Below are 23,062 nucleotides of genomic sequence, written 5' to 3'. Positions count from 1 at the left end.
TTCGCGGGCCACGGTATACGCCGTCCGGCCCGGTGGACCGGATCAGGCGGCGAGTGTCCCCGGCACGATCGCGCCCGGACCGAACCTCGCCCGCGCCCGGTCGGCGACGGCCTCGATCCTGCGCGCCTTGTCGTCCGCAGGGTCGAACGTCAGCTGATGGGCGGAGTGCGCCACCGGCGTCAGCCCCTCGGCACGCAGCCCGATCCCCCGCACCCTGGCCCGCTGGAGACCGAGCGCGTCATGGATCGCGTACGCCGCCTCGGTGAGCGCCGCCGAGTGTGCGGTCGGCTCGCGCAGGGTGCGGCTGCGGGTGGTGGTGGACCGGTCGGCGTACCGCACGGTGAGGGTCAGCGAGCGGCACACCTGTCCCTCACCGCGCATCCGGATGCCCAGTTCCCCGGAGAGCGAGAGCAGGGCCCTGCGCTGCCGGTCCCGGTCCAGCTCGTCGCGGGGGAAGGTCCGTTCCCCGGCGGCCGAGCGGGCCGCGGCGTTCGGCACGACCCGGGTGCGGTCGATACCGCGTGCCCGTTCCTGGAGTTCACGCCCGGCGCGCGCGCCGACGATCCGCTGAAGGGTGGCCAGGGGCGCGCCGGCGACCCTGCCGATGGAGTCGAGGCCGTACGAACAGAGGGTGCGGGCCGCCTTCGGCCCGACGCCCGGAAGCGCGCCGACCGGCTTGCCGGCGAGGAACGTCCGCGCGCCGTCCGCCACCAGGGTCGTCCCCGGTCGCGCCTCACGCGCGGCCATCGTGGCCAGCAGCGGATTGGGGCCGATCCCGATCGTGCAGCCGAGCCCGTGGTGCGCGAGTGCCCGTACCCGCAGCAGCGCGGCGAGTTCGGTGGCGCTCCGCCCGAAGTACCGCTGCGCGCCGCGCACATCGAGGAGTACGGCGTCGGGCGGGAACGCCTGGACGACCGGGGTGAGGTCCTCGGTCAGGGCGAGCGGCAGGGCCTCGGGTGCGAACCGTACGTACAGGATCATCCCGCGCTCCCCGGGCTGGAGTGCCAGAGCTTGCGTCCGGTGGCGGTCTGGTCACCGGCGGGGCGGAGGTCCGCCCAGGGGTTCATCTCGTAGCCGGTGGAGAGCTGGATGCGGCGGCCGTCACCGTCCGCGGACTGCCCGGATCCGGTCGTCGGCGGGGGCGCGGCCAGCGCACCGGCGACCGCTTCGAGGCCGCCGGTGCGCCGCAGTTCCACCAGCTCGGCCAGGTTCCAGGCGGCCGAGCCGACCACGCTGAGGCTGCGCGGCCCACGCCGCTGCACCACCCCGCGCACCAGCAGCAGCCAGGAGTGGAAGACGGTGTGCGCGCACGCGTCATGGCTGTCGTCGAAGAAGGCCAGGTCGACCAGGCCCGTGCCGTCGTCCAGGGTGGTGAAGATGACCCGGCGCCCCGAGCGTACGGGCGGGGTCTGGGTGGCGGCCTTGGCTCCGGCGACCAGGACGCTCTGCCCGTGTCCGGCGGAGCGCAGCCGCTGGGCGGAGAGCACGCCCAGCTCCTTCAGGAAGGCGTAGTGGTCCTCCATCAGGTGGCGGGAGGAGTCCATGCCGAGGACGCCCAGTTCGGCGCTGAGGCGTTCCGCGTCGCTGAGGTCGGGCAGACCGGCCGGAGCCGTCTTCCGCCCCTCGCCCAGGGCGAGTTGACCGCTGTGCGCGGAGCCGCGCCGGCCCGCGTGCAGTTCGGAGACGTGCAGCAGCAGATCGCGGCGGTTGGCGCCGAACGCATCCAGCGCGCCGACCTGGGCGAGCCGCTGCGCGACCGGTTTTCCCGGTCGGGCGCGCTGCCAGAAGTCCAGCAGCGAGGAGTAGGGCTGTCCGGCCGCGATCCGTTCGGTCTCGGCCTCGCTGATGCCGTGGACGTCGGAGAGCGCGAGGCGCACCCCCCATTTACCGGACACCAGTTCGATATGGTGAGCGACCGCGGACCGGTTCACGTCCAGCGGCAGCACCGGAACCCCGCGCCGCCGCGCGTCCGCCAGCAGCAGCCGCTTCGGATACATCCCGGGGTCGTGGGTGAGCAGTCCCGCGTAGAAGGCCGCGGGGTGGTGCGCCTTCAGCCAGGCGGACTGGTACGTCGGCACGGCGAAGGCGACGGCGTGGGCCTTGCAGAAGCCGTAGGCGCCGAAGGCCTCGACGATCTCCCAGGTACGCGCGGTCACTTCGGGCGTGTAGCCCCGCCGTCCGGTCGTCTCCGTGAACCAGGCGCGGATCCGCCCCTGCCGCTCGGGGTCGGACAGCTGACGGCGCGCCTGGTCCGCCTCGCCGCGGTCGCAGCCCGTCATGATCCGCAGGATCTCGATGATCTGCTCGTGGAAGACGACGACCCCGTACGTCCCGCTCAGCGCCGGGGCCAGATCGGGGTGCGGGTAGCGGACGGGCGCGCGGCCGTGCCGGGCCTCGATGAAGGGCCGCACCATGTCGGCGGCGACGGGCCCCGGCCTGAAGAGCGAGATGTCGACGACCAGATCGTCGAAGGAGGCGGGCTGGAGCCGCCCCACCAGATCGCGCTGGCCCGGCGATTCGATCTGGAAGCAGCCCAGCGTCTCGGTGGAGCGGATGAGTTCGTACGTCGCGGGGTCGCCCGCGGGCACCTGCGCGGGATCGTCAAGGTCGAGGCGCTCCCCCGTGGCCCGTCCGATCTCGCCGACCGCGTGCGCCATCGCGGACTGCATCCGCACCCCCAGCACATCGAGCTTGAGCAGCCCGAGGTCCTCCACGTCCTCCTTGTCGAACTGGGACATGGGGAACCCTTCGCCGCTGGTCGGCATCACCGGCGTACGCCGTAGCAGCGAGGCGTCGGAGAGCAGCACCCCGCACGGGTGCATGGCAATCCCGCGCGGCAGTGCGTCCAGGGACTCGACCAGGTCCCACAGGCGTCCGTACTTCTTCTCCTCCCGTTGCGACTCCGCCGCCACGGCGCGCAGTTCGGGCAGTTCGGCCAGCGCGGCGCGGGCGTCGCGGGCACGGATGTGCGGGAAGGCCTTGGCGAGCCGGTCGGTCTCCGCCGGGTCCATGGACAGGGCCGCGCCCACGTCCCGTATCGCGTGGCGCACCCGGTAGGTCTCGGGCATGGCGACGGTGGCGACCCGCTCGGCGCCGAACCGGTCGATGATCGCGCGGTAGACGTCGAGCCTGCGGGCCGACTCGACGTCGATGTCGATGTCGGGCAGCGCCAGCCGGCGTTCGGACAGGAAGCGCTCCATCAGCAGTCCGTGCTCGACGGGGTCCGCGTTGGCGATGCCCAGCAGATGGTTGACGAGGGAGCCCGCGCCGGAGCCGCGGGCCGCGACCCGGATGCCCATCGCCTTCACGTCGTCCACGACCTGGGCGACGGTGAGGAAGTACGAGGCGTGGCCGTGGAAAGCGATGATGTCCAGCTCGTGGTGCATCCGCTCCCAGTACGCGCGTCTGCGGTCGTAACCGCGCAGCACCATGCCCGCGGCGCTGCGGGAGGCGAGGACGCGCTGGGCGGTGCGGTGCGCGGCGCCGACGAGGTGCGGTTCGGGGAAGTGGACGGTGGTGCGGATGCCGAGGTCGTCCTCGGGGTCGACGACGCACGAGTCGGCCAGCGCCTGGGTCTCGTCCAGCAGCCGGTGCGCGGTGTCCCTGCGGAAGCCCGCCGCCTCGACGATCCGTTCGGCGCCGCGCAGCATCTCGCCGGTCCCCTTGAGCCAGCGCTCGCCGCTGTCGAGCCCCTTGCGCGGATCGACCGGCACCAGTCGGCGGGCGGCGTCGAGGACGTCGGCGACGGGGCCCTGGCCGGGGTCGGCGTAGCGGACGGCGTTGCTCAGCACGGGCCGTACGCCCTGGTCCGCGGCGAAGCCGACGGTGCGGGCGGCGAGCCTGAGCGAGCCGGGGCCGGTACCGCTCAGTCCGTGGTGGACGGCTTCGAGGCGGAGCGCGTCGCCGTAGAGCTCCCGCCAGGGCGCGAGCAGGACGGCGGCCCGGTCGGGGCGGCCCGCGGCGAGCGCCCGGCCGATGTCCGAGTCCGGGCCGAGCAGGACGGCCAGCCCTTCGCCGTGGTTCCCGGCCCAGGGCAGCAGGGGCCGCCCTTCGCCCGCGTGGGCGGCGGTGATCAGCCGGCACAGCGCGGCCCAGCCTGCCGCGCCGTCACGGGCGAGGAAGGTCACGCGGGGCACCGACTCGTCGACGAACGCCCCGCCGCGCACCGGGGTGCGCGCCCGGTGGGTGGGGCCCTCCGCGCGGGCCCGTTCACCGATGGCGAGCCGCGCCCCGAACAGCGGGCGCACCCCGGCCCCGGCACATGCCTTGGCGAAGCGGACCGCGCCCGCGAGGGTGTCCCGGTCGGTCAGCGCGATGGCGTCCATGCCCCGTTCGACAGCCCGCTCGGCGAGGCGTTCCGGGTGCGAGGCCCCGTACCGCAGGGAGAAACCCGAGACGGTGTGCAGGTGCGTGAAACCGGGCATCCGCCACACCTCCTGCTCCGATGATCCAGTCCGATACCGCCTCCCCTTCACCACCATAGACCATTTCGAACGTTCGTACGATTACGCGTGGGTCAGCCATTCAGACCCGCCCCACCTGCGTAAACACCGGTCCTCCCGGACCGTGGGGCCATGACTTTCGCCGACGAGATGAAGACCGCTGTCACTCCCCGGGCCGCCCTCCTGGTCGTCGGCACGCTCGTACTGCAGCTGCTGTTCATCGCGTCCTACGTGGGGGCCCTGCACAACCCCAGGCCGAAGGACGTCCCGTTCGGCGTGGTCGCTCCCGCACAGGTCGCCCCGCAGCTCGTCAGCAGACTCGGGGCGATCCCCGGCAGACCGCTGGACCCGCGTACGGTCAGCAGCGCGGCCGAAGCCCGCCGGAAGATGCTGAACCGCGATCTCGACGGCGTACTGATCGTCAGCCCCACCGGCACCAAGGACACTCTCCTGGTCGCGTCCGGCGGCGGGACCGTGCTGTCCTCGGCCCTCGACCGGCTGGTCACCGAGGTGGAGAAGACCCAGCGGCGCACCGTGCGGACCGTGGACGTGGCACCCGCTTCCGCCCAGGACTTCGACGGCCTCTCCGCCTTCTACCTGGTCGTCGGATGGTGCGTCGGCGGCTATCTCTGCGCCTCGATCCTGGCGATCAGCGCGGGTTCCCGGGCCGCCAACGGCACGCGCGCGGCGCTCCGGCTGATGAGCATGGCGCTCTACTCGGTCCTGGGCGGGCTCGGCGGCGCGGTCATCGTCGGCCCGGTGCTCGGCGCTCTGCCCGGCAGCGTCCTGGGTCTGTGGGGCCTCGGCGCCCTGGTCGTCTTCGGGGTGGGCGCGATCACGCTCGCCCTGCAGGCGCTCACCGGCATCGTGGGGATCGGCCTGGCCGTCCTGCTGATCGTGATCGCGGGCAACCCGAGTGCGGGTGGCGCCTTCCCGCTGCCGATGCTGCCGCCCTTCTGGCACGCGATCGGCCCCTGGCTGCCACCGGGTGCCGGTACCTGGGTGGCGCGCTCCCTGGCGTACTTCAAGGGCAACTCCGTCACCGGACCGCTGCTGGTGCTCTCCGGCTGGGCGGTGGCCGGCACGGTGATCACGCTCGCCCTGTCCGTGTTCCGCAGGAGGACACCCACCGTCCCCGAGGCCCGGGAAGCACCGCGGGCCTGAGACACGCGGGCCCGGCCCGTCACGCGGACGGGCCGGGCCGTGGAGCGGGTACGGAACGTCAGCCGATCGACGCCCCGAAGGCAGCCGTAGTTGACGGTGGCGTCGAGCCCGGTGACCGTACCGCCGTGCACCTGTGTGGCCGGTCTCCGTACGGGCACACGACAACGACACGGCACCCGCACTCCTTTCACGAACGGGGATCCCGCACGGTCCCTCATCGGTACAAAAGCCGTGAACTCCCGTATATCCACAGCAGATGAGCGCCAGATCGTCCGTTATGCATCCGACCGGGACCGAATTCCGGCGCCCGCCCGGTCGAAACTCCGCCCACGGACCGGCTTTCCTGCCCCTGGGGAGTGCCGGTGAGGCCCCCTGATGGGTAATCATCGGAACGAAGGGGGATGCCAGTGCACACGATGCATGCATACGGCACAGAAGAATCGGCGCTGCGTGGACGGGTACGCGCGACGGACGGACGACATCTGACAGTGGAGCGCCTCGGCGACCCGCGCGGCAGGCCGGTGTTCCTGCTGCACGGCACACCGGGCAGCAGGCTCGGGCCCGCTCCCCGCGGCATGGTGCTCTACCAGCGCAGAATGCAGCTCATCGCCTTCGACCGCCCCGGATACGGAGGCAGCGACCGGCTACCGGGCCGCAGTGTCGCCGATGTCGCCCAGGACGTCCGGGCGATAGCCGACGCGCTGGGCCTCGACAAGTTCGCCGTCGTGGGACGGTCGGGCGGCGCGCCCCACGCGCTCGCCTGCGCGGCCCTGCTGCCCGACCGGGTCACCAGAGCCGCGGCCCTGGTGACGCTCGCGCCCCGGGACGCGGTGGGGCTCGACTGGTTCGAGGGCATGGCCGCGTCCAACGTCCGGGAGTACACGTCCGCCTCGGACGATCCGGACGCTCTCGTGGCCCGGCTCGTCCCGCGCTCGGCGGAGATCAGAAGAAACCCGGTCCGCCTGCTCGACCAGCTGTTCAGCGATCTCACCGACTCGGACCGCAGGGTCGTCAACGACGCGGGCGTACGGGCCATGCTGCTGCGCAACTACCAGGAGGCGCTGCGCACTTCACCGTACGGCTGGATCGACGACGCGCTTGCCTTCTCCCGTCCCTGGGGCTTCGACCCCGCCGGCATCCGCAGCCCGATCATGCTGTGGCACGGGGTGAAGGACGTCTTCTCACCGGTGGGCCACTCCCGCTGGCTGGCCGGGCAGATCCCGGGCGCGACGGCCGTACTCGAACCGGCCGCCGCGCACTTCGACGCCCTGCACGCACTCCCGCGCGTCCTCAACTGGCTGCTGGACACCTGAGGGACTGCCAGGTACTCCGAGAGGCCCTACACGACGAGCGGCTCCAGGTCCCGGTTGAACCGCCGGGCGTCGCTCGCGATCCCCACATAGGTGTGGTCGTCCCCGAGCTGCCGTTGCAGCTCGGAGACGGTCTCCGTCCGCAACAGCTGCGCCTCTTCCTTGCGGCCCAGCACGTCCAGCGTCACCGACATGTTGGACGCACAGGCCAGGGTCTCCGGATGGTGCGCGCCGACGACCTCGCGCAGCGCCGTGACGACCCGGCGCTCGATCTCCAGCGCCTTGTGCGCGTCCCCCAGGTCGGCCGTGACGTTGGCGAGATTGACCGTCGCGAACAGCACGTGCGGGTGCCGGGCGTTCAGCACCTCGCCCATCGTCGTGATCGTGCTGGTGAGCAGTGACTCCGCGGTGTCCAGCGATCCGCTGGCCCACTGGTAGATGCCCAGGTTGTTCATGGCGGTGAGGGTGTACGGGTGCCGCTCCCCCGGCCCCTGCAGGTACTGGTCCACCACCGCCTGGGCGGCGTCCCGCGCCCCCGCCGCGTCCCCGGCCGCGAACAGATCGGCCGCGTAGTTCAGGTCGCAGGCCAGCCAGTCGGGATTGGCCATGGTGTATTTGAGGCGGTACCGGTCGCGGGTGGCCGTGGTCAGCCGCCGCGCGTCCTCCAGACGGCCCGCCCTGCGCAGCGAGACCGCGAGGCTCTTGGCCGCGGCGAGGGTGCCGGGGAATGCCTTCCCCAGCTGCGCCTTGAAGATCTCGTAGGTACGCGAGAGCAGCGCGACGGAGTCCTCGTACCTGCCGACCTCGCGCAGGTCGCGCGCCAGGTTCTGGGCGGAGGAGAGGGTGTACGGATGCTCGGGGCCGAGCACCTCGGTGCGCCGGTCGTAGACGTCCTGGTCCATCTCCCGGGCGCGGGCGTACTGCCCCGCGATCCGCAGGTTCAGCGCCAGGTTGTTGGCTGCCGCCAGGGTCCTCGGGTGGGACTCGTCGAAGATCTCCTTGAACCCCTCGTACGCCTCGATGGCCAGCGTCATGGCCCTGCTGTACTCGCCGAGCGCGCCGAGGTCCATGGCCAGCGCGCTGGTGGTCATGTACGTGTGCGGATGCGAGGGGCCGAGCTCCGGGAGCTGTTCGCGCTGGCGTCGCAGGGTCTCCTCGTCCAGCTCCATGGCCTCCACGTAACGGCCGCGCGAGCGAAGGATGTTGGAGAGGTGGAAGCGGAGGTAGAGGTACTGGAGGTCGTTGCTGCCGAGCTCTTCGCGCCAGACCTCGCGCAGGTCGTTCGCGAGTGCCAGTGCCGTGGCGAAGTCGCCGCGCTTCCAGAGGTAGCGCACCCGGTCGATCATCAGCCGACGGGTCTCCGGGTCCTTGCAGAGCCGGGCCTCCGAGGGCCCCAGGTGTGGCCAGATGGGGGCGAAGTCGGGCCAGGTGTCCGGATTGTCTATGGGCTCGTCACCGTCGGGCCTGGCGCCCGCGAGGATCATGTGGACGGCGTGCCGTGCGTCGTTCTGCTCCTCCTGGGTGAGCTGGGCCTTGATGACGGCCTGCACCAGCCGGTGCACCTGGATGGAGCCGCCCACCTGGTCCACCTTGGCGAGTGCGAACCGGCCGATCTCCCGGATGACCCGGCCGAGCACCAGCTTCTCCTGGAGGGTCGCGTCGTACGGCTTGAGCGCGTCGATCATCTCCTTGCTGTAGAGCAGCTTCGCCGAGATCGGCTCGGGGGCGAAGAAGGCGCAGAGCTGGAGCAGCCGGACCGCGGCGGGCGAGCGTTCCTTGAGCCGGGCGATGGACACGTTCCAGGTGGCGGCCACCGGTTCGGGGTAGCCGACGGGCTGGTTGAGCCCGAGGACGCTCTCGGCCTCCTGCGCCAGTTGCTCCAGGTAGGTGTCGACGGGGGTGGCGGTCTCCGCGATCCAGGCGGCTGCCTGCTCGACCGCCAGCGGCAGGTCGCCGACCGCTTCCGCGACCCTCGCGGCGTCCACGGCGGAGAGTCCGGGCGCCCGGCGCTGGAGGTGCTCGACGGACTCCTCCCGCAGGAAGACGTCGACGGGCAGGGCGTCCCCGTACTGCGACCACGTCTGGTTGCGCGAGGTCACCAGGACGTGGCCGGGGCCGCCCGGCGGGAAGAACCGCTTGAGCTGCTCGGGATCGTCGGCGTTGTCGAAGACCAGCAGCCAGCGTGCGGTGGGCACGCCGCGGCGCAGCAGATCGATGGCCTCCTGGGAGGCCGCCGCCATGTCGTCGGCGCCCTGGGTGCCCAGCCGGACGGCGAGTTCGGCGAGACCGGACACCACGTCGTCGGTCTGTTCGGCGGAGATCCACCACACCAGGTCGTAGTCGGCCATGAAGCGGTGCACGTATTCGAGAGCGACCTGGGTCTTGCCGACGCCACCGAGTCCGTAGAGCGTCTGGGGCTGTGGCAGCACCACGGCCATTCCGCCGCCGAGCTGGTCACGCATCCGCTCCAGCACCAGGGACCGGCCGGTGAAGCCGGAGTTGCGGGCCGGTGCGTTCCAGATCTTCGGTACGGTCCCGGGGAAGCGCGGCCCCGGTGCCACCCCGTCCGTGAGCTGGACGGGCCGGTCCACCGCCCGCAACAGCGCGGCCGTGGCGTGCACTTCGTCGAGCCGGAACAGGTCGGTCGGGTTGCGGTCGATGTACGGCGTGGTCAGCCGGACGTCACCGACCCGCAGCGGCAGCAGGTGCCGCCGGGTGCCCGAGGGGTCCTCGGCCGCCGAACGCCGCCAGACCTCCACGGCACGGACCGACTTGAGGTAGGCGCTGGAGAGCACGACGACGGTACGGGCGGCGCCCTCGGCCGTCGCGGTCTCACCCGTACTGCCGGGTGCCGGCTCCGCCGACACATCGCGCGGCACCACCCGGAATCCGGCCCGGGTGAGCACCGACTCGATCCAGTCGGCCCACATCCGGTTCTCCGCCACGTAGCTGAGGAGCAGGTCGGCGGGGAGCGCGGGGCGGCGGCGGGTGAAGGCGTCCCTGATGCGCAGCCTGGTCTCCTCGGGGATCTGCGGCATCGAGGTGACCTGCTGGTCGGTGACGACAGCGGCGAGCCGTTCGAAGGCGGAGAGCAGGGAGTTGCTGAGCCCGGCCTCGTCACCGAAGGTCGCCAGGGTCTCCTCGTACGCGTAGTAGGGGCGGTACGGGATCTCGACCGCGCCCCAGTAGGCGGTGAGTTCCTCACCGGTGAGTCCGCGCGGCAGCCCGTCGAACCGCAGCCTGGCCAGCGCCCGGCCGGCGTCCGCCTTCTCCTTCTCGCCCTCATCGATCCGCATGGGGACGGGCAGGATCTGGATGCCCCGGCCGCTGTCGTGCTTGTCGATCTGGCGGGCCACCGCGGCGGCTCCGTCGATGGACTGGTCGCTGAGGGTGAAGCAGTCGACGAGCGCGTCCGGCAGATGGACGGTGCAGATGTCGGCGATGTCGCTCAGGCCGGTGCGGCTGTCGATGAGGACGTAGTCGTAGTTGGCCTTCATGTCGTCGCGCAGGGCATCGAAGAAGTGACCGCCGCCGAGCCGGTCGTAGAAGTTGTCCCAGTCGAAGGTGGAGACGGTGGCGGAGTACTCGCGGTTCTGCCGCCCGGCCGAGACGAAGTCGAGCGTACCGCCGTCGGGGAACTCCCAGCCGAGCGTCTCCGGGGTCAGCGAGACCGCGTGCTGCTGGATGCGCGCGTAGCCGCGGTGCCAGTCGTCGGGGCGCGGTACGGGACTGGTCGCGGCCCAGGCGTACTCGGTGATCAGGTCGATGATCCCGGTGGTGGCGCCGAGTGTGGAGGGGTCGAGGAAGGGGTGGAAGAACCGGTAGAGGCCGGGCGCTTCCAGGTCCCAGTCGACCGCGAGGACGCGTTTGCCGTTGGCGGCCAGGATCCAGGCCGTGTTGGCCAGGGCCATGGTCCGGCCGGTACCTCCCTTGTACGAGTAGAAGGTGACGATGCGTCCGTCACGACCTGCCGTCATCCGTGTCCTCCGCATCGAGCGCGTGGTCCTGCGTACCGGGTATGAAGCGGGTGGTGGCCTGCTCGGTGGCCATCGGGCCGATGAGCCGGGGCCGTTCGTGGTGTCCGCCGCCGGCCGGCGGGTAGACCGTGGCGTGTTTCAGGTACTGCTGGGCAGCGGCCTCCACCACCTGGGGCAGGATCTGCCCGAAGGCCTCCATGCTCGGTACGCCCTTGGCGGCGGCCCGTGAGGTCGCGCGCCCCTGGCGCATCTTGGACGGCATGGTGTCCTCCAGCCGTCCGGTGAGTTCCGCCTCGGAGGCTCTGCTCTGGTGGTCGTCGCGGTTCCACGGGACCACCACGCTCGCCCAGGGGCGGTGCTCGGAGTCGAAGGCGGCGAGCCGCTCGCGCCGTTCCTCGTCGTGCAGTGCCCAGCGGTCGACGAGCAGCACCTCCGGACGGGACGGCGGCTGCTTCCCGTCGAGATGGAGCACCTCCTCGTCGAAGGAGGTCACGGTCGCCTGGTAGTTGAGCGAGCGCACCAGGTCCTCGGCCAGTCTGGCCAGCGGCTGGGCGGAGTCGGGGTGGTAAGGATTCCAGTCCAGCGGGGTGTCCCCGTAGTACTCGGGGTGCCGTCCATCGGGCAGGTCGTCGCGGGCGGGCGCGGCGACGGTCAGCTGCATGGGACGCGGTCCGCCGCTGGGCGGGCCGAAGGCGCTGGGGGTGACCCGGTAGTCGACGGGGCGGCCGGGCCCGACGGCCGACGCGTCGGCGACGCTCACGATCCGTTTGGCCAGTTCGTAGACGGCCCGCTCGTACTCCTCGGCGAATATCCGGAGTTTGATCAGCCCGTAGAGCCCGTCCGTCACGTAGCGGTCCCCGAAGGCGCGGTGATTGAACTGCAACCGCTCGGCGGGGCCCGGGAGTTGATGGGGCGGGACGGGAACCCAGAGGGCGGGGACTATCGCCTCCGCCGTGCGGTTGCTGCGGGCCTGGTGCTGGATGGCGCGCTGCGCGAAGGCGTACCACTCCTTCCCGCACATCTCGCTGCCGAAATATCGCGGGGAGAAGAGCGGGACGAAGACCCGGCAGGTGGCGAGGACTTCACCGAGCCGCTCCGACCAGCCCTCACCCGACCGCAACTCCCGGTCGATGAAGCCCGCCGGTGCTCCGGCCGGGAGGTCCGTCATGGCCATCACATGGGCACAGAGATCGCGGAAGAGACGCTCGACCCACATGTCCGGGTCCGGACCCACCGCGCCGTGCTTCGGCGTATGCGCATAGCTGAGAAAAAAATACGGCCTGTGGTTCGCCGCTCTCGGCTGTTCCGACGCTGCCAACTCGCCCCCCGTCCTCCATGAAGACATCATTCCGGAGCGGACAGGCTCCACCCCGTCGACGTTCGGTCAATCAACGCCGCTTTTCAGTCATCCACTTCACCGCGTGGCCCACCGCGTCCTTGATCGGGAACAGCATTGCCGCCGCGTTCCCCAGCTTCCCTTCCCGCAGCCCCGTTCGGGGAAAGTCCGCACCGATCAGTTCGAAATCACTGTCGTCGAGTGCGATGTCCTCGTACGTGAACCACGCACGCTTCCCCCCGGCGTTCACCACACAGCGGTACGTCTTCGGCGGGGTATCCGGAATCCGGTATTCGGCGAGGTGGAACGAGGTGCACACCTCGAATCCCACATTGATCATCAATTCCTGGGCATCGGCCTCGAACAGCTTTCCCAGCGGTGATTCCTCGCCCAGATGGCAATCGGCCGGATGGCCTTTTACCAGTTCCCGGGCGCGCGCGCCCACCGCGGCGAAGGAGGTCTGCGGATGATCGCTGCGAACGGCGCCCTCGGAGAGCCGGACACATTCAGCCAGCCGGCCCATGCCGGGACACGGTGTGCGCGTCGGATCGAAGGCCGGCATCGCGGCCAGGAAGTCCGCCTTGCGGCTCGCGCCGAGCCCTTCCACCTGGCGCAGGTGGGCCGTCGACGTCGTGGAGTTCTCCGGGGTGAAGGCCGGGACCACCAGGGTGCCCTCCTCGCCCAGTACGGCCAGCAACGCGTCCCGCAGCGTCCGGGCCCGCAGCCCGGTGCCGCCGAGCGAGGCGTGCACCAGCAGGGTCGCCCCACGCGTCACACCGAGCACGCTCAGCTCCCCGGCCAGTCGGGCGCCTTCAGCCATGGGCCGCCTCTTCCCACTCGTCCCACAGGGCGGCGACCAGGCTCTTGCCGCTGACGGTCAGTTCGGCCGCCCCCTCCAGAGCTTCCAGCGCCTGCCGGGTCTGCGCCAGGGTGCGCGCACGGTCTTTCCCGTACGCGGCGAGCGCGACGCCTTCGTGGGCCGCGGCCAGCACCCCGGAGACCGGCAGCGGATCCCGCGCCCAGGGCACCCGGTGGAGCCAGGCTCCGTCCTCGGCGTAGAGGTCGGCGACCTCGAGGAGCGCCCGCAGTTCCGCCCGGCGCACCGCGCGCAGCAGGGCCTGCGGGGTGAGGTCCGCCGCCGCGACGCCCAGCGCCCCGTACCCGTGCCGTCCGGCCCTGGGCGCGCCGGCGATCAGCGGCGTGACCGTGGTGAGCCGGTCCGCCGCTGCCGCGGCCCGCCCGGGGACGGCCGTCCGCAGCGCGGACCAGGCACGGGCGAAGTGGGCGCTCCAGTCGGCGGCCTCGGCCAGACCGAGGCGCGGCCCGACGGGCGTACCGAAGCAGTCGCGGTACGGATCGAGGTCGTCCAGCACCAGATCGGGTGCGCCGTCGCAGTCGATCCTGCGCAGCGGCTGCCAGTCGGCGGTCTCCTCCTCCGGGCGGACGATCCGCCGCTCGGCGCCCGCGCCCCGTACGAGGAAGCCCTTCTCGGCGCGGCGGACCTCGGCACGGCCGCTCTCCCCGGCGCCCGCCAGCCGCAGGGCGCCGTAGGTGGGCAGGTGCAGCAAACCGTCGGTGTAGGCGACGGTGACGGGCAGGTCCAGGCCGCCGCGCAGCGCACCGGCCGCGGCGTATCCGGCCAGCCCGGCAATGTCCGCGGGCCGGATACGCCCCTCCTGCACGGCGTCCAGGGCGCCGAGGAGCCAACTGCGGGCGTAGGGCTGGTCCAGCACGGTGTCGAGCCCGTCGGAGCGCTGCTCGACGGCGCCGGCGAGCTCCCAGGCCCGCGCCCACTCCTCGCCGCCCCGGCCGTCCAGGTCGGCGTGCAGGGTGGCCAGCAGGGTGCGGGTCAGTTCCTGCTGTCCGGCCGTCAGCTCCTCCGGGTCGGTGAGCGCGGCGGACGTGGTCGCGGCCGCGGTACGGGCCTCGATGCCGCGCACCAGCGCCTCCAGGTCGGCGCAGTAGACGCTCTCCTGGTCGAAGGAGCCCGCGCGGTAGCGGTGGGTGTAGAGGCCGCCGCCGCAGGAGCGCACGACCGGGCACGCGCGGCACTTGTCACCGACGCCCGCGAGGCCCAGCTGTCTGGCGCGCACCCCGGGGTGCGCCGCGACCTCGTCGAAGGCGTGGGTGAACACGTCGAATCCCGTGAACGCGGCGCCCTCGTAGGCACTCTTGAGCGAGTCGACCTGTTCCAGGGTGCCGTCGGTCTCCACGACGACGAGGTCGGTGGGGGCGAGGCCGAGCGATTCGGTGAGGCTCGGACCGCCGTTGAGCGTGGAGAGGACCGACTCGAAGAGCCGTACCGGAATCTGCCGCCCCTGGCCGTCCCAGCGGTCGAAGGCCGCCAGGATCCAGTCGGCGTAGGCGGTCGGTGAACCGTCGGGCCGGTGCGGAGGAGCGTCCCAGGTCGCGTGCGGCAGCAGGAAGTCGATGCGTGGCGGACCGAGGGCGGTCAGCGCGTCGTACACGGCGACGGGGTCGTTCAGCACGTCGATGGTGCAGAGCAGGCCGAGGTCGAGGTGCGCGTACCGCTCCTGGCGCAGGAGTTCCACGGCCCGGAGCACCAGGGGGTGGCTGCTGCGTCCGTCGGCGAAGCGCCGGTGCCGGTCGTTGGACGTCTGGTCCCCGTCGAGGGAGATGCCGACCCGGACCCGGAATTCATCGAAGAGATCCAGGTAGCGGGGGCTGAGCTGAAGGCCGTTGGTGTGGATCCGGAGGTCGAGCTCGGCGGTCCCTTCCAGGGCCCCGGTGAGCTCCTCACAGATACGGCGCAGTCGTGCGGGACCCGCCAGCAGTGGCTCCCCTCCGTGCAGGATCACTGACACGGAGGGCAGGGCATGGGTCCTGGCGTGCTCCGCCAGTCGCAGAGCCGTCCAGTGAATCGCCTGGTCAGAGATCGCCTTCGGCCGAGTACGCCAGCTCTGATCAGCATGTTCGTAGACATAACAGTGGTCACAGGCAAGATCGCATCTGCTGTGAACCTTGAGGACGATCTCGCGGAATGGGACCAGGGGTCCTGTCATTCCGCCAGTCTAGAGCGCTGAATTGAAGGTGGATGCCCGCATCGAACGGCCGGTTGACGTCGGGAGCACCCGGCCGAGCTGCTTGACAGCCTCGGTACCGCGAACGTCGATCTCGGCCAGAGGGACACGCGGCTTCTTGGCAGCGGCGGAGGAGGCTGAAGTTACGGACATGATGAGGCCGCCCTTGAGGGATGTTTTCTGGACATGGACAGGAATGCCGAGACTTGCACCGTTGCAGTGTCGGCGGGTCGACTTTACTCTCATGCACACTGCTGGCAACTGAGCGCGACCGGCCGCAACAAGAACGTCGCACAGAGTGTGTTCCAGTGAAATGGAATGCGCCATTCCATCTAAAGAGTGAAGACTGAAGTCGCAGACGGGGGTTCACGTGACGGGGTTTCCCGGTCCGGAACGGAGCATGGTCTTCCGGAATGCTGATCTGCCCGAGTTGTTCCACAGCGCCGATGCCCAGGCCATCGCCAGACAGGGAGAGGCCGTCGGGTCCACCCGCGCTCAACTCGTCCTCCTGGTGGTGGGCGCCGCCGTGGCCGCACTCCCCTGGCGGGCGGAGCTCGGGGGCGGGTTCCAGGCCGTCGGTGTACTGAGCGCGCTGGCGTACGCCGGAGTACTGCTGCTGACTTTCAGCACCTCCCGCCGCAAGGCCAAGTCCCAGTGGCAACTCAACCGCTCCGCAGCGGACTTCATCAAGTCGATGTGCTGGCGCTACGCCGTCCACGGTGCACCCTTCGACGCCGAATCCCCCGACGTGGACACGCTGTTCACCACACGGGTCGAGGAACAGCTGCAGGAGCTGCGGACCGTGGGCTGGGACCAGGAGCCACCGGGCGCGAGCCTGATCACCCGGCAGATGCGGGAGCTGCGGGCCAAGTCGTTCGAGGTCCGCAAGGAGACCTACGTACGGGACAGGCTGATCGAGCAGCGCAACTGGTACCGGCGCAAGCAGGAGGTCTCACGGCTCGCCACCCTGCTCTGGTCCAGCGCCTTCGCGCTGCTCACCCTGGTCGCCCTGGTCCTCTGCGTACTGCGCGCCCTGTCGGTCACGGAGAACACCGAGGTCGCCGCGGTGGCCTCGGCCGCCGCGGCCTCGGGGGTGGCCTGGAGCGAGTTCCGCAGGCACCAGCCGCTGATATCGGCCCATGCGCTGGTGGAGGAGAAACTCAAGGCGCTGCACCTGGAGATGGAGAGCCGCCTCTCCGAGAAGCAGTGGTCGTCCGTGGTCTACGAGACCGAGCGGGTCGTCTCACCCCAGTACACCGACTGGCTTGCCCGGCACGGGAGTTGACGAGCCGGAACGTCGCTCCGGCAGGAGCTGACGAGCCGGACCGCCACCCCGGCAGGAGTTGACGATCCGGACCCGTCGGCGCGGCGCGGCTCAGTCGCGCTCCACGCCGTCGCGCCAGATGACCGTCACCGGTTTGCCCACTTTCAGGGCGTAGTTCACGATGTCGCCGGTGCCGCCGAGGCCCCGGGCCGGCCTGCCGTCCCAGACGGCCACCAGCTGGTCGCAGTTGTCGGCGATGTAGGTGCCCGCCGCGTAGTAGGCGTCGTCCGTGGAGTGCGGGAAGTCCATCCGGATCTCCTGGGTCGCCCGGCCCCTGAGCCAGTGGTAGCGGGCGAGTTCGTCCGTGTCGTCGAAGCCCAGTTCGTAGTCGCCGCTGGGGATGACCGCCGTCAGCTCCGCGCCGTGTTCGAGAGCGATGCCCGCGAAGAGCTGATCGGCCCCGGCCGCCAGGCTGGACAGGGCCCGCAGGGCGCCGGTCTGACCACGGAACAGGGTGTGCAGGGAGTCCCGCACATGGACGGCGGCCTCCAGCGGGATGTTGCGGTGTCCGGTCACTCCGATGCGCTTCATAAGCCCCCGCCTCCTGTGAGCCCCCGCTCCTGCGACATCCTCTCAAAAGTACGCAAGAGCCCCCGCCCGTGCGCACGGGCGGGGGCTCGACTGCCAGCAGAACCAGTAGCGATGACGGAGGGTCAGTAGACGCTTACTCCGTAGGCGCTCAGCGCTTCGGTGACGGGCTGGAAGAAGGTCGTACCGCCCGAGGTGCAGTCGCCGCTGCCGCCCGAGGTGAGGCCCAGGGCCGTGGAGCCCGAGTAGAGCGGGCCGCCGCTGTCACCCGGCTCGGCGCAGACCGTCGTCTGGATGAGCCCGGACACGACCTCGCCGTTGCCGTAGTTGACGGTGGCGTTCAGCGCGGTGACCTTGCCGCTGTGGGTACCACTGGTGGAGCCGGTACGGGTCACGGTCTGGCCCACCGTCGCGTTGCCCGCGCTGGTGATGTCCTGGCTGCCGACCGTGCCGTCGTGGGGGACGGACGTGTTGGTGTACTTCACGATGCCGTAGTCGTTACCGGGGAAACTGGTGCCGGCCGTCGGGCCGATGCTCGTGGTGCCGGAGGAGTTGGTGTACCAGGCCGGTGAACCCTCGGTGCAGTGCCCTGCGGTGAGGAAGTAATAGGTGGAGCCACTGCGGACGTTGAAGCCGACGGAGCAGCGCCACTGCGAGGTGTAGATGGCGTCACCGCCCTTGAGGAGCTTGCTGAACGTGCCGGCGGTGCGCTCGACGCGTACCGCGCCCGCGTTCGCTCCGGCCCGCGACTTGATCCGGGAGATCTGGGCCTGGGTCACCGTGCTGTCCGCCGTGACGACAAGGGTGTTGGTCGACTTGTCGACGTACCAGGCCGTGCCCGCCACATCCGCGCTGTTCACGGCGTCGGCCGCCGCTGTCAGCTGATGGGCGTCGAACGTGGGGGCCTGGTCGGCGTGGGCGGTGGGGATGGTCAGTGCTGCCGCGACCAGCATGCCGGATGCGACCGCGATCAGCCGGGCGCGTCTCGCCGGGCCGTTGTGGGGGGTGGTGTTCTTGATCGTCACGTCAGTTCCTCCAGAAGAGAATCCGCAGACCCATCGGGGTGGGGGGCCCATGACACACAGGCAGGAGCCACGACGGTTCGATTTCCGTCGTGTTCCTGACAAGCGCTGCCGGGAGTACAACGCGAACCGGCCATCCGGCGCAAGGGCGCCTTTCGGCCGGGCTCGCGACGGACCCCGGAGTGGTGGGGGATCACCGGGTGCGCGCCGCGCGCTCCCCCGCGTCGACCGCGATCGGAAGCGTGTTCCCGGGCGGCGGGAAGGGGCAGATGAAGTGTTCGGCGAAGGCGCAGGGCGGCAGCAGCGCACGGTTGAAGTCGACCGTCACCCCGCCGTCGGCCGCGGGCGCGGAGGGCCGCAGGAAGCGGAACCGGTAGCTGCTCGTTCCGCTCGTCGCATCGGCGAAGACGGCCCACAGGGAGCCGTCCTCCTCCTGGGCGACCTGCAGGGTGTGCTCGTCGCCCGCCAGGTGGAAGGCGAGCTCACCTGCGAGACCGAGGCCCCGGTCGCGGCCGTCGGCGTTGGGGACCCGAACGGTGCGGCTCTCACCGTACGGACGGTAGAGGCCGGGCAGCACCCAGTCCGCGTCGTACGGGGTGGCCTCGATGCCCGCGAAGGCCCGCCGGTTCGCGGATCCCGGATCCCAGACGCGCACCGCCCAGAGCCCCTCCCGTCGCACCACGACCAGCCGCCGCTCCCCCTGCGCGAGGCGCGCGTCCTCCGCCGGGGTGTGGTCGGCCCGGAGCGTGACCCGGCCGGTGAACGGCTTCCCGTCAAGGGTCAGCCCGTCCTCGGCCGTGGCGGTCAGCACCACCCCTTCGTCGGTCGCCCGCCAGTGGCCCGCAACGGCCGGAATTAGTCCTTCCGGTGCGTCATCGAGCCAATGGGTGCCGGTGAGGGCGAGCGGACCGTACGGCGCCGAGACCGTCTCGGTACGCCCTTCGTGCCAGTTCTCCCAGTCATCGCCCGCGCCGCCCGTACTGTCCGCGCCACCCGTACTGCCCGTTCTTGTGGTCATGTGATCAACCTTTCCATATCGGCCCGGCCCGCCCCGGCGGCACAGCCGGACGGATCAACGGTGGGTCAGGAGCCCTTTCACAGAACCTTGGAGAGGAACGCGCGGGTGCGCTCGTGCTCCGGACGGTCGAGCACGTCGGCCGGTGTGCCCTGCTCCACGATCCGGCCCCCGTCCATGAACACCACCGTGTCGGCCACCTCACGGGCGAAGCCGATCTCATGCGTCACGACGATCATCGTGGTGCCCCGCGCGGCCAAGTCCTTGATGACGTCCAGGACTTCACCGACCAGCTCGGGGTCGAGAGCCGAGGTGGGCTCGTCGAAGAGGAGCAGCCGGGGCTCCAGGGCGAGCGCGCGGGCGATGGCGACCCGCTGCTGCTGGCCGCCGGAGAGCTGCTCGGGGTACGCGGTGGCCTTGTCGGCGAGCCCGACGCGGGCGAGCAGCTTCTCGCCCGCCGAGACGGCCTCCCTCCTGGGCCTGCCGAGCGCCGCGACCGGCGCTTCGACGATGTTCTCCAGCACGGTCAGATGGGGGAAGAGGTGGAAGTTCTGGAAGACGAAGCCGATCCGGGTGCGCTGTTCGAGCACCTCGCGCTCACGCAGTTCGTACAGTCTGTCGCCGGAGCGGCGGTAGCCGACCAGCACGCCGTCCACGCTGACCCAGCCGCTGTCCACCTTCTCCAGATGATTGATGGTCCGCAGCAGGGTGGACTTCCCGGAACCGGACGGGCCGAGCACGACGGTGACCTCACCCGCCCGGACCGTGAGGTCGATGCCCCGCAGTACTTCCAGGGCGCCGAAGCTCTTGTGCACGGAACGGATCTCCACCATGGCGGAGGCCGTGCCCCCGGTGGGACCGGCGGCTGTGGAAGCGGCGGCTGTGGTGCGCGCGGTCATGACGTGGACTCCTTGAGCAGGGTGAGCGCGGTGCGCGCGGTGACGTCGTTCTGCCGGAAGGCCGGGGCGTTCGTGTGCGGCCTGGCGAAGGCGCCCGCCGAGCGGGCGGTGGTGTACGGGCCCAGCGCGAAACGGCGCGGGTGCGGGCCCGTACCGCGTTCGACGATGCGGCCGTCGACCGGATCCACGACGAGCAGACCCCCGGAGGTGGTCCGCGCCCCGTCCTCGTACAGGGCGGTCAGCAGCGGGCTGCGGGTGCGTTCCAGCGAGGGCTCCGGCAGCCGCGCCTCGACGAGGGCGCGGGCCTCGATCCGTTCCCCGGGCGCGCCGGCGCCGCCCGCGCGGAACACCCCGTCCGTCTCGTCGGTCTCGACGGTGATGCCCGCGCCGATGAAGCGCACCAGACCTGCGCGGGAGAGCGCGAGGAGGCTGCGCAGCCGCGGCCCCGGTGGTCCCGACGCCAGATGGCTGAAGAAGCTGTGCCACCGCGCGCCGCCCTTCCCGGTGTCGCCGAGCCGGGCCAACTGGCCGTAGACGGAGAGCAGTCCGAGGAAGAATCCCAGATCCGCACTGTGCGAGGGGTCGTGGCGGCGGGCCAGATCCTCGGTGATGTAGGCCCGCAGGCCGTTCTGGAGCGCGTCGTGGGAGGCATGGCGTACGCCGTCCAGTGGGTGGTCCAGTGCTTCGAGGTCGAGGCGGTCGGCGGGGTCGGGGACCGAGGTCTCGATCAGCGCGGCCAGCTCGGCGCTGCCGGCCCCGGCCGCCGCGTACGTCGCCTCGAAGTCCGCCCAGTCGACCGCGGTGCGCTCGGGGTGTGCGGTGAACAGCCGGTGGTAGTGGGCGAAGCCGAGCTCCCGCTCGACGAGCGGCCGGACATCGCGCCGGAAGTCGAGCGGGCCCGGCCGGGCGAGCAGCGCGTCGACCTGTCCGGGGCCGAAGAAGCGGGGCAGCGGCGGCCGTTCACCGGTCAGGGGGTAGCCGATCTTGGAGTGGTACGGCACACCGCGCCGCGAACCGACGTACAGCAGCGGCTCCCGCCCGGACGGCAGATACTCCCCTGCCGCGTCGTACCGGCCGCCGCGTCCCTCGGTCAGGAGCACCATCAGGTCGATGAAGGCCAGCCCGAAGCCGCGGACGATGACCGGTTCACCGGCCCTGAGCACGCTCAGGTCGGAGTCAGCGGTGAAGCCGGGCGGCAGATGCGTGAGCCCGTGCCGGGCGGCGAAGTCCGACAGCCCCGCCTGTTCCTTGTCCGGCCGGGCGTCGAGATGCCCGACGGTCAGCACCACCAGATCGGCGACGAGCGGCTCGCCCCGCCCTTCCAGCCGTACCCGCTGGTGTCCGTGTGCGGGGCCGCTGATCCGCACGGCCCGGGTCCGGTGCTCGTGCACGGTGGTACCCGGCGGCAGAGCGGCCACGGCTTCCCGGTACACCCAGCGCAGATACTCCCCCTGGGCCCGTCTGCTGGGGAAGGACTGCGGGTCGATCCCGGCCCACTCGGCGAGGGTCGGTCCGGGGCGGACCGGCCCCTCCAGGGGGTGCACGGAGTCATCGGTGAACATGGTGACGTCCGCGGCCATGGAGTTCATCCACAGCAGCGGGGACTGCTCCTGACGCCAGATCCGGCCGCCGCCCGGCGGGAACGGGTCGACCACATGGACGTCCAGCGGCTGGTTCCCGTACAGGGAAGGGGCGTTGGCGGCGAGCCGTTCCAGGAATCCGGTGCCCCGCGGGCCGGCTCCGACGACGACCACGGACGGCGTCACCGGGCACCGCGCGCGTAGTGCCGCTCGATGTAGTACTGCCCGGCGCTGAGCACCGAGGTCACCACGGTGTACCAGAGGGTGGCGACCAGCAGCAGCGGGATGACCTGGTAGGTGCGGTGGTAGACGAGCTGTACGGAGTAGAGCAGGTCCTGCACGGCGATGACGGAGACGATCGAGGTGCCCTTGAGCGTACCGATCAGCATGTTGCCCGCGGGCGGCACGATCGCGCGCATGGCCTGCGGAAGGACGATCCGTCGCAGCCTGCGCCACCGGCCGAGCCCCAGCGACTCGGCGGCCTCGATCTGCCCGCGCTCCACGGAGAGGATGCCGCCGCGTACGACTTCGGCGGCGTAGGCGGCCTCGTGCAGGGTCAGGCCGATGATGGCGACGGTGACCGGTCCCAGCAGGTTCACCGTCCGGACCCCCAGGATCTGCGGGTACAGCGCGCCTATGTTGAACCAGAAGAGCAGCTGCACCAGGATCGGTGTCGATCTGAACAGCCAGACGTAGCCCCAACTGACTCCGCGCAGCACGGGGTTGGCCGACAGCCGGGCCACGGCGAGCAGGGTACCGAGCGCGAAGCCCAGGACCATGACGGCGGCGGTGAGCCAGAGCGTCAGTCCGAGACCGCGCAGGACGGCGGTGGTGGCGAAGTAGTCGCCGACGACGCCCCATTGGAAGGCGTCGTTGCGCACGACGGAGCTGACCGCGCCGGCCAGCAGCAGCAGGACCACGCCTGCCGCCACCCACTGGCCGGTCCGGCGGACCGGCACGATGCGCGGCACCGCGGTTTCGCGCCCGGCCGGGGGTGCGGAGAGTTGGGGGAGGGTATCTGACGACGCAGACATGAGAAGGCTCCGTGGATGCAGAGATCGAACACGGTGGTGCCTTCACGGGAATGACAGCGCGGACCGAGCCCCTCAGCACGGTCCGGCCCTGAGAATACGGCGCCCGTTCCGCGCATTGTCAATGCCTGTCCACACTGTGAGCGCGATGTCTTACGGCAGTTGACGGGGAAACGGATGCCTGTTCCACTGAGCCCATGCATCCGCAGCAGTGGCTGGTCACGCGCTCCCACATCGACTTCGGTCGAGTGTGGTCCTCTTCCTGTTGAGCTGACTCTCCGCACGTTCACGCTGCGCGTTTTCCCCGCGCCTCTTCCGCGCGTTCTCCTCTTCCGCGCATTGCGCTGCGCTCTCGCGGCGATCTTCTACGCCTTCACGTATACGGCGCTGCTT

Annotated in this window: 15 protein-coding genes; 3 read left to right on the top strand and 12 right to left on the bottom strand. The window is 71.0% G+C overall.

All coding sequences use genetic code 11. The features are described 5' to 3' along the window. Positions 1–42: 42 nt before the first annotated feature. Together NBY69_RS23050 and NBY69_RS23045 are read right to left on the bottom strand one after the other, a co-directional pair. On the bottom strand, positions 43–981 hold the full coding sequence (locus NBY69_RS23050; RefSeq protein ID WP_250303199.1) for a DNA polymerase thumb domain-containing protein: 939 nt from the start codon (positions 979–981) through the stop codon (positions 43–45). Next, positions 978–4,424, bottom strand: coding sequence for a DNA polymerase III subunit alpha (locus NBY69_RS23045; RefSeq protein ID WP_250303198.1), 3,447 nt, complete (start codon positions 4,422–4,424; stop codon positions 978–980). Before NBY69_RS23045 ends, NBY69_RS23050 begins: the two co-directional genes overlap by 4 nt. Positions 4,425–4,574: 150 nt before the next feature. On the opposite strand from NBY69_RS23045, the gene NBY69_RS23040 reads away from it, so the two are divergent. Together NBY69_RS23040 and NBY69_RS23035 are read left to right on the top strand one after the other, a co-directional pair. Beyond that, positions 4,575–5,606 (top strand): ABC transporter permease, encoded by a 1,032-nt coding sequence (locus tag NBY69_RS23040; protein ID WP_250303197.1) that lies wholly within the window; start codon positions 4,575–4,577, stop codon positions 5,604–5,606. A gap of 416 nt (positions 5,607–6,022) precedes the next feature. Further along, positions 6,023–6,919: an alpha/beta fold hydrolase gene (locus NBY69_RS23035; protein ID WP_250303628.1), complete on the top strand. Its 897-nt coding sequence runs from the start codon at positions 6,023–6,025 to the stop codon at positions 6,917–6,919. Between the two features lie 26 nt (positions 6,920–6,945). Here NBY69_RS23035 and fxsT read toward each other — a convergent pair whose 3' ends face one another. Genes fxsT through fxsB form a run of 4 tightly spaced genes read right to left on the bottom strand, consistent with a single transcriptional unit; the run spans position 6,946 to position 15,252 of the window. Next, the gene (gene fxsT / locus NBY69_RS23030; protein ID WP_250303196.1) at positions 6,946–10,893 is read right to left on the bottom strand and encodes an FxSxx-COOH system tetratricopeptide repeat protein; all 3,948 of its coding nucleotides are present in this window, start codon (positions 10,891–10,893) and stop codon (positions 6,946–6,948) included. Continuing rightward, positions 10,877–12,238, bottom strand: coding sequence for an FxsC protein (gene fsxC, locus NBY69_RS23025; protein ID WP_308409500.1), 1,362 nt, complete (start codon positions 12,236–12,238; stop codon positions 10,877–10,879). The genes fxsT and fsxC overlap by 17 nt, the downstream gene beginning before the upstream one ends. 43 nt (positions 12,239–12,281) lie before the next feature. Then, a complete protein-coding gene (locus tag NBY69_RS23020) occupies positions 12,282–13,049 on the bottom strand; it encodes an aminoglycoside N(3)-acetyltransferase (RefSeq protein ID WP_250303194.1) in 768 nt (255 codons plus the stop codon). Then, positions 13,042–15,252: a radical SAM/SPASM protein FxsBH, inactivated beta-hydroxylase extension form gene (gene fxsB, locus NBY69_RS23015; protein WP_250303193.1), complete on the bottom strand. Its 2,211-nt coding sequence runs from the start codon at positions 15,250–15,252 to the stop codon at positions 13,042–13,044. Before fxsB ends, NBY69_RS23020 begins: the two co-directional genes overlap by 8 nt. Positions 15,253–15,670: 418 nt before the next feature. Here fxsB and NBY69_RS23010 point away from each other — a divergent pair, with 418 nt between their 5' ends. Continuing rightward, a complete protein-coding gene (locus tag NBY69_RS23010; RefSeq protein ID WP_250303192.1) occupies positions 15,671–16,555 on the top strand; it encodes a DUF4231 domain-containing protein in 885 nt (294 codons plus the stop codon). Positions 16,556–16,645: 90 nt separating this feature from the next. Here the strand turns inward: NBY69_RS23010 and NBY69_RS23005 are convergent, their stop codons facing one another. The 6 genes from NBY69_RS23005 to NBY69_RS22980 all read right to left on the bottom strand — a co-directional run bounded on the left by NBY69_RS23005 (position 16,646) and on the right by NBY69_RS22980 (position 22,672). Next, positions 16,646–17,125: a hypothetical protein gene (locus NBY69_RS23005; RefSeq protein WP_250303191.1), complete on the bottom strand. Its 480-nt coding sequence runs from the start codon at positions 17,123–17,125 to the stop codon at positions 16,646–16,648. Between the two features lie 122 nt (positions 17,126–17,247). Next, positions 17,248–18,147, bottom strand: coding sequence for a S1 family peptidase (locus NBY69_RS23000; RefSeq protein WP_250303190.1), 900 nt, complete (start codon positions 18,145–18,147; stop codon positions 17,248–17,250). A gap of 190 nt (positions 18,148–18,337) precedes the next feature. Further along, positions 18,338–19,162: a DUF1684 domain-containing protein gene (locus tag NBY69_RS22995; protein WP_250303189.1), complete on the bottom strand. Its 825-nt coding sequence runs from the start codon at positions 19,160–19,162 to the stop codon at positions 18,338–18,340. 77 nt (positions 19,163–19,239) lie between these two features. Then, entirely contained in the window at positions 19,240–19,992 is a 753-nt protein-coding gene (locus NBY69_RS22990; protein ID WP_250303627.1) for an amino acid ABC transporter ATP-binding protein, read from the bottom strand. Positions 19,993–20,054: 62 nt separating this feature from the next. Then, a complete protein-coding gene (locus NBY69_RS22985; protein WP_250303188.1) occupies positions 20,055–21,824 on the bottom strand; it encodes an FAD/NAD(P)-binding domain-containing protein in 1,770 nt (589 codons plus the stop codon). Continuing rightward, a complete protein-coding gene (locus NBY69_RS22980; RefSeq protein ID WP_250303187.1) occupies positions 21,821–22,672 on the bottom strand; it encodes an amino acid ABC transporter permease in 852 nt (283 codons plus the stop codon). The genes NBY69_RS22985 and NBY69_RS22980 overlap by 4 nt, the downstream gene beginning before the upstream one ends. Between the last annotated feature and the right edge of the window lie 390 nt (positions 22,673–23,062).

The organism is Streptomyces sp. A 4/2 (assembly GCF_940670765.1).
Classification (GTDB): domain Bacteria; phylum Actinomycetota; class Actinomycetes; order Streptomycetales; family Streptomycetaceae; genus Streptomyces.
Note: the sequence above shows the minus strand (reverse complement) of the source record. Positions and strands in the feature narration are given on the sequence as shown.

What these genes read in the sequence shown, in the direction of transcription:
- NBY69_RS22990 (WP_250303627.1), bottom strand. Translation starts at nt 19,992, where the DNA reads ATGGTGGAGATCCGTTCCGTGCACAAGAGCTTCGGCGCCCTGGAAGTA.
- NBY69_RS22995 (WP_250303189.1), bottom strand. Translation starts at nt 19,162, where the DNA reads ATGACCACAAGAACGGGCAGTACGGGTGGCGCGGACAGTACGGGCGGC.
- NBY69_RS23005 (WP_250303191.1), bottom strand. Translation starts at nt 17,125, where the DNA reads ATGAAGCGCATCGGAGTGACCGGACACCGCAACATCCCGCTGGAGGCC.
- NBY69_RS23035 (WP_250303628.1), top strand. Translation starts at nt 6,023, where the DNA reads ATGCATGCATACGGCACAGAAGAATCGGCGCTGCGTGGACGGGTACGC.
- NBY69_RS23020 (WP_250303194.1), bottom strand. Translation starts at nt 13,049, where the DNA reads ATGGCTGAAGGCGCCCGACTGGCCGGGGAGCTGAGCGTGCTCGGTGTG.
- NBY69_RS23040 (WP_250303197.1), top strand. Translation starts at nt 4,575, where the DNA reads ATGACTTTCGCCGACGAGATGAAGACCGCTGTCACTCCCCGGGCCGCC.
- NBY69_RS23050 (WP_250303199.1), bottom strand. Translation starts at nt 981, where the DNA reads ATGATCCTGTACGTACGGTTCGCACCCGAGGCCCTGCCGCTCGCCCTG.
- fxsT (WP_250303196.1), bottom strand. Translation starts at nt 10,893, where the DNA reads ATGACGGCAGGTCGTGACGGACGCATCGTCACCTTCTACTCGTACAAG.
- NBY69_RS22980 (WP_250303187.1), bottom strand. Translation starts at nt 22,672, where the DNA reads ATGTCTGCGTCGTCAGATACCCTCCCCCAACTCTCCGCACCCCCGGCC.
- NBY69_RS23045 (WP_250303198.1), bottom strand. Translation starts at nt 4,424, where the DNA reads ATGCCCGGTTTCACGCACCTGCACACCGTCTCGGGTTTCTCCCTGCGG.
- NBY69_RS23010 (WP_250303192.1), top strand. Translation starts at nt 15,671, where the DNA reads ATGGTCTTCCGGAATGCTGATCTGCCCGAGTTGTTCCACAGCGCCGAT.
- fsxC (WP_308409500.1), bottom strand. Translation starts at nt 12,238, where the DNA reads ATGTCTTCATGGAGGACGGGGGGCGAGTTGGCAGCGTCGGAACAGCCG.
- fxsB (WP_250303193.1), bottom strand. Translation starts at nt 15,252, where the DNA reads ATGACAGGACCCCTGGTCCCATTCCGCGAGATCGTCCTCAAGGTTCAC.